The following is a 6,517-nucleotide window of genomic DNA, read 5'->3' as shown; positions in this document are numbered from 1 at the left end:
GTCCTAAGTATCCTGATACATCGATAACGCTCAAGATGATAATGACTCATACTTCGGGACTGCAAGATGAATATGTTCGTTTTGTCGTTGATTCGCGTAGCGAGAATCCGCCTAAGATACGTCTTGCGGATATCCTCCTGCCAGGCGGGATTTATTACACGGACAATCTCTGGGGAGATGGACGGCCAGGGGACCCGGATTACTTCGAATATTCGAATCTGGGTGCTGTCATTCTAGCGACTGCGGTGGAACGGCTTTCGAATGAACGATTTGACGAATATTGCAAGAAACATTTGTTCGAACCGCTTCACATGTACGATACTAGTTTTAACATCGGCGACTTGAAAGATATGGATGCCGTTGCTACGCTGTATGAATATTCGGAAGCCGAAGATCGCTTTATTGTTGGCACAGACGATTTTCGAGGGAAGAAACCGGAAGCCATAGATTATGGTAACTATGTGCCAGGCACCAACGGAGCGTTATTTAGCCCACAGGGTGGACTTCGCACAACGGTTGATAACTTGACTCGCTTTATGGAAGCGCATTCTAACGCCGGTAAATTGAACGATGTTCAAATCCTGAAGGCAGAATCTGTGGATCTTATGCACACGCCGCATTGGTCAGGGCATCGACGAGATGGCTTCTTCCGCAATTGCGGGCTCCAGTTTCAGATGACAGACGATCTGCTGCCGGGATACAGACTTATTGGACATTCCGGTGATGCGTACGGTCTGCTAAGCGACATGTATTTTCATAAACAAGAGAAATGGGGTTTCATTCTGGTCATGAATGGTCTTATTCAAAGAAAAGAACATGGCGTTTATTTTGAGGCGGAAGAAGAACTTGCGCGGGTATTACAGGCTTCTTTCCTCCAATCATAAGAGAGTGAAAGAGTTTCAATATTTACATATTTACAACATGTTATTTCGATGTTAGTATATATTACATCGTTAGTATTCTAGCTTCTAGTGGTCGTAGGTAGACGCAATCTCTTCCCACAYCCCACTCAGAAATTGAACAGAATGCTAATAAGGAGAGTGGTCGTTTGGTATACGACAAGGATACGATTTACATCATCGGCGACGCGCAAGCTTCTGTGAATAATCCGATTACGCAGCAGTACAATGCCTTTTTTATTGGACTTGTCGTAGATACGTCAAGCCACAAAATTGTTGATGCAGGATGCTCATCCACCATACCGCTCACATCGGAATTTGTCCGTTCGATCTTCATTGGGCACAATATGCTTCTCCTTGATGTGGTGGCGGAGGAAATCCGCCAGAGATATCACGGATCATCCCAGAAGGCTCTGATCGTAGCGTATAAAGATGCGCAAAAAAAATACAAATTAGCACTTAACGGCCGGGAAGAGCTGGGTTTCCAATCTTCCGGTACAGTGTAAGCTGCTTTATTTATCCGTATGGCAACATACCCGTAAATAAAACCCAGCAAATGGTTTCTTGGGAGGCATCTTCCCGAGGCTGTTTGCTGGGTTTTTGTTACCTTATAATGCTGGAGGCGTACCTATGAAACTTTATATTTCCATAGACATGGAAGGTATAACAGGACTTGTTGATAACACGTTTGTGGATTCCAGGCAGTACAACTACACTCGCGGACAGCACATTATGACGGATGAAGCGAACCATGTCATAAGATCTGCTTTTGATGAAGGCTGCAAGGAAGTTATTGTGAATGATAGTCACTCCAAAATGAATAATCTGTTGATCGAGAAGCTGCATCCCGAAACGCAGTTGATTTCAGGTGATGTGAAGCCTTTTTCCATGGTACAAGGATTGGATGCCTCCTTCTCTGGTGCGGCTTTTCTAGGCTATCACACGAGGGCGGCGACCAAAGGTGTTCTAAGCCATACGATGATTTTCGGCGTTCGCAATATGTACATTAATGATAGAGTTATTGGCGAGCTTGGGTTTAATGCTTATGTTGCAGGGCATTATGGCGTGCCGGTTCTATTGGTTGCCGGGGATGATGAAACCGCGATTGAAGCGGAGGAGTTGATTCCAGGGATTACGACAGCGATTGTGAAAAAGCGGATTTCAAGAACTTCAGCTATGTGTTTAACTCCCGAGAAAAGCGGACTGCTGCTTCAGGAAAAAACGAAGGAAGCGCTGGCTAACGCGGGTAGAGTGAAGCCGCTCGTGCCGCCGGATCATCTGGTGCTGAAGATTGAATTCGCCAACTATGGTCAAGCGGAGTGGGCTCATCTGATGCCAGGTACGACGATAGATGACAACAGTCCTACTGTCACCTTCCAGGCGAAAGACATTCTTGAGGCGTACCGAGCGATGTTGGTTATGACGGAACTAGCGATGAGAACGGCATTTTGTTAATAAGCGAAAGTGGGTGATAGCGTGACACAATATATTCTTCGTAGATTTATCTCCATGATTGTCACACTGTGGCTAATTATTACGGTTACTTTTGCCTTGATGCACGCTGTTCCCGGGTCGCCGTTCGAGAAAGAGGGTAAGAGCTCGAATCCGACGGCGGTTCAGAATTTAATGGAATTTTACCACTTGGATAAGCCAATTACGACGCAGTACGTGCTTTATTTAAAATCATTGCTTTCATTGGATCTCGGGCCGTCTATCGGTCACTTTCCTGATACGGTCAATTCCATGATCAGCCGGGGATTTCCTGTTTCCTTTAAACTGGGGATGGTATCAATCCTGATCTCGATCGTCACAGGAATAGCGCTTGGTACAGTAGCTGCACTCCGACAAAACCGTATCATTGACTATCTCGCCATGATCTTTGCGGTTATCGGCATAGCGGTGCCTAACTTCATAGTAGCTACCTTATTGATTAAATATGTGGCGGTCGAGTGGAAGCTCCTTCCGGTAGCTACTTGGGGGACGTGGAAACATGTCATTCTTCCAGCGTTTGCCTTATCAACTGGGCCGCTTGCGATTATAGCCAGGTTGACAAGAGCGAGCATGTTGGAGGTGCTAACCGCCGACTACATTGAAACGGCAAGGGCCAAAGGCCTGTCGCCAGCTACAATCGTCATCAAACACGCGCTTCGTAATGCGGTGCTTCCGGTCATTACTTTGCTCGGGGCTTTGGTAGCCAATGTTCTTACGGGGAGTTTTGTTATCGAAAAGATTTTTGCTATTCCAGGAATGGGGAAATATTTCGTCGACGGCATTAATAATCGCGATTACTCGCTCATTATGGGCACGACCGTATTTTATAGCGCTCTGCTCGTTATCATGATGTTTCTGGTGGATATCGCCTACGGGCTAGTTGACCCCCGCATCAAGCTGCACAGGAAGGAGGGGTAAGCGATGAATGTTCCAGATTCCTTATTTGTCCCAATGGCTAAGAACAAAGGGACATCAGAGGCTATAGTTCGAATGCGGCTGTCGTTTTGGCAGGAGGCTTGGATTAGACTGCGTGCCAATAAGTTGGCCATGGCGGGGTTGATCGTTATTATTTTGATGGCGCTCCTCGCGATACTTGGGCCTTATCTTACAGACCAGAGCTATTCGAAGCAGGTGCTGCTGGATGCTAACCAGAAGCCGTCGGCCGCTCATTGGTTCGGCACAGATGAGCTTGGACGCGATGTGTATGCCCGTATTCTGTATGGAGCGCGCATCTCGCTATTTATTGGACTCATGGCTGCTTTGATCGATTTCGTCATCGGCATTATTTATGGCGGCATCGCCGGTTACTTAGGGGGACGAATCGATAACATCATGATGCGGTTCGTTGATCTACTATACGGAATTCCTTATCTGCTCGTAGTCATCTTGTTGATGGTTGTCATGGGGCCTGGGCTGCTAACGATTATTGTGGCCTTAAGTGCAACGGGCTGGATTGGCATGGCGCGAATTGTACGCGGACAGGTGCTTAGCTTGAAATCATCGGAATATGTGCTGGCGGCAAGAACGTTAGGTGGAGGCGCGGGTTACATCATCCGCAAGCATTTGCTGCCTAATGCTATGGGCGTCATCATTGTGCAGGTGACATTCTCGGTACCCTCGGCCATATTCGCGGAAGCGTTTCTGAGTTTTCTTGGCCTGGGTATTCAGCCTCCTTTGGCAAGCTGGGGCGTTATGGCCAATGATGGGCTGTCGACCATTTTGTCAGGGCAATGGTGGCGGTTATTTTATCCGGCATTTTTCATATCGATCACGATGCTTGCTTTTAACTTGGTCGGTGATGGCTTGCAGGACGCGTTTAATCCGAAAAGGAGGAGGTAGCCGAGGTGAAAACTACGAACTTGCCCGACGTTATATTGGAAGTGAACAATCTTCATGTCTCGTTCACCACACACGGTGGAGAAGTGAAAGCCGTTCGCGGAGTCAGCTTTTCGTTAGGAAAGGGAGAAACTTTGGCTATCGTAGGCGAATCCGGCTGCGGCAAAAGCGTAACAGCACGCAGCGTGACGCGTCTTCTTCCTGAGCAAAGCTCGAAGATCAGCCAGGGCAGTGTTCGGTATAAGGGAAGAGAACTGACCGAGCTTAGCGAAAAGCAGCTGCGAGAGCTGAGAGGCTCCGAGATTTCAATGATTTTCCAAGATGCCATGACGGCACTGAATCCCACCATTTCCATTGGTGAGCAGATTATGGAAGGGATCATTCGCCATCAGAAAATATCACGTGCTGAAGCTCGCAAGCAAGCAACGGAAATGCTGGGACTCGTTGGCATTTCCAATCCTGAGATGCGTTTGAAGCAATATTTGCATGAGTTTAGCGGTGGCATGAGACAGCGGATTATGATTGCAATCGCAGCCGTTTGCAAACCTTCGGTGCTTATTGCCGATGAGCCAACTACTGCGCTTGATGTCACTATTCAAGCGCAAATCATTGAGCTTTTCAAGATGATTCAGAAGAAAACCGGTGTGTCTATCATCATTATCACGCATGACCTGGGTGTCGTTGCGAATATGGCTGATCGGGTCAATGTGATGTATGCCGGCAAGGTGGTTGAATCTGGGACTGTGGATGAGCTGTTCTATGACCCGCAGCATCCATATACCAAAGGGCTGCTGGCTTCCATGCCGCGACTGGATACAGATAAATCSCTTCCGCTTACGCCGATTGCGGGAACGCCGCCCGATCTGTTCGCTCCGCCTGCGGGTTGCGCTTTTGCGGCGCGCTGCAGTTATGCGATGGAAGTATGCGGTATCTATCAGCCGGAGCAGACCGCTGTATCCAGTGGCCATTCCGTGGCCTGTTGGCTTCAGGATCCGCGCTCTCAAGTTGTATTCCAGCCGTCGATCAAGAGAAATAACATGACGGCTCTAGGATAAATAAGACGATGAACGAAGGGGAGAAGTGCTCATGAAAAAAGTGTCAGTACTGCTAATCAGCTCCATATTGGTAATTAGTACGTTACTTGCTGGGTGCAGCAAAGATCCTGGTTCCGGAACACAAGAGTCTGGAGCCAGCCAGACAGAAGCAGCCAAAGGAACGCAATCCAAGATCCTCCTTTACAACAATTTAAAAGAACCAACATCTCTCGATCCGCCGAAAGGATTTGACCAAGTTTCCTACGACGTTGTTAATAACGCCTTCGAGGGGTTAACGCGTCTTGGCAAAACCCAGACACCTGAGCCGGCGATGGCCAAAGAATGGAAAATCACGCCGGATGGGAAGAAGTATACCTTTACGCTGCGCGATGGCATTAAATGGTCGAACGGAGATCCGGTAAAAGCTGCCGACTTTGAGTATGCCTGGAAGCGTCTGCTGGATCCGAAAACAGCTTCTGATGCGGCATTCCTTGCCTACCCTATTGAAGGGGCGGAAGCTTTCAACTCCGGCAAGGGGTCGGCGGATGATGTGAAAATCAAGGCGCTGGATGACAAGACGCTGGAGGTTACTTTGACACAGCCTGCTTCCTGGTTAGTGGGCATGGTTTCCAGTCCTGCCTTTTTCCCGGTACATAAGGCTACTGTGGAAGGCAATGCCAAATGGGCAGGCGAGGCAGCTACGATTGTAAGTAACGGACCGTTCAAAATTACGGAATGGAAACACGATAGCGAGCTTAAAATGGTAAAGAATGATCAGTACTGGGATGCCGCTAATGTCAAGCTGGCAGGCGTTACTTTCAAGATGATCAATGATACGAATACGGCTTACCAGCTCTTCACGACCGGCGAGCTTCATACAACGGGTTCCATTCCGGCTGATATGAGCGATAAATTGTTCGCAGACAACAAAGTGAAGGTTGAAGATGCCGCAGGTACTGCGTTCTATCGTTTCAATGTGAAAATGGCTCCTTTTGACAATGTTAACATTCGTAAAGCATTTGTTGCGGCTGTAGACAGGCAGAAACTTGTGGATTTGGTTTTGAAGCAAAAGCAGAAACCAGCTGACGGCTATGTGTCTCCAGGACTTACTGATCCTGCGGGCGGAGATTTCCGTAAAGTTGGCGGCAGCTTGATCAAGTTTGATGCAGGAGAAGCGAAGAAGCTCTTGGAAAAAGGGATGCAGGAAAAGGGATACACGAAGCTGCCTGACGTAACTTTGACGTATAACACCAATGA

At 47.9% G+C, this 6,517-nt stretch carries 7 protein-coding genes; all 7 read left to right on the top strand.

The genetic code is table 11. The features are described 5' to 3' along the window. Window positions 1-884 (top strand): serine hydrolase domain-containing protein (locus AC1DUA_RS18130; protein ID WP_477501103.1); only part of this gene is annotated, 884 nt, incomplete at its 5' end. Between the two features lie 164 nt (window positions 885-1,048). Further along, a complete protein-coding gene (locus AC1DUA_RS18125; RefSeq protein ID WP_145660233.1) occupies window positions 1,049-1,405 on the top strand; it encodes a DUF3870 domain-containing protein in 357 nt (118 codons plus the stop codon). Between the two features lie 124 nt (window positions 1,406-1,529). Next, the gene (locus AC1DUA_RS18120) at window positions 1,530-2,354 is read left to right on the top strand and encodes a M55 family metallopeptidase (RefSeq protein ID WP_477501102.1); all 825 of its coding nucleotides are present in this window, start codon (window positions 1,530-1,532) and stop codon (window positions 2,352-2,354) included. A gap of 21 nt (window positions 2,355-2,375) precedes the next feature. Beyond that, complete coding sequence (locus AC1DUA_RS18115; protein ID WP_477501101.1) at window positions 2,376-3,308, top strand: ABC transporter permease; 933 nt, start codon at window positions 2,376-2,378, stop codon at window positions 3,306-3,308. A 3-nt stretch (window positions 3,309-3,311) separates the two neighbouring features. Continuing rightward, window positions 3,312-4,229, top strand: a complete 918-nt coding sequence (locus tag AC1DUA_RS18110) for an ABC transporter permease (protein ID WP_477501100.1) — start codon at window positions 3,312-3,314, stop codon at window positions 4,227-4,229. 5 nt (window positions 4,230-4,234) lie between these two features. Beyond that, on the top strand, window positions 4,235-5,281 hold the full coding sequence (locus AC1DUA_RS18105) for an ABC transporter ATP-binding protein (protein ID WP_477501099.1): 1,047 nt from the start codon (window positions 4,235-4,237) through the stop codon (window positions 5,279-5,281). Window positions 5,282-5,312: 31 nt separating this feature from the next. Beyond that, window positions 5,313-6,517, top strand: a 1,205-nt coding sequence (locus AC1DUA_RS18100) for a peptide ABC transporter substrate-binding protein (RefSeq protein ID WP_477501098.1), incomplete at its 3' end; no start/stop codon positions are given.

It is taken from the genome of Paenibacillus sp. 01T422 (assembly GCF_056398785.1).
The sequence above is the reverse complement of the archived record's forward strand: the minus strand, read 5'-3'. Positions and strand labels throughout refer to the sequence as shown.

Coding starts and splice junctions, on each gene's coding strand:
- AC1DUA_RS18120 (WP_477501102.1), top strand. CDS start 1,530: ATGAAACTTTATATTTCCATAGACATGGAAGGTATAACAGGACTTGTT.
- AC1DUA_RS18110 (WP_477501100.1), top strand. CDS start 3,312: ATGAATGTTCCAGATTCCTTATTTGTCCCAATGGCTAAGAACAAAGGG.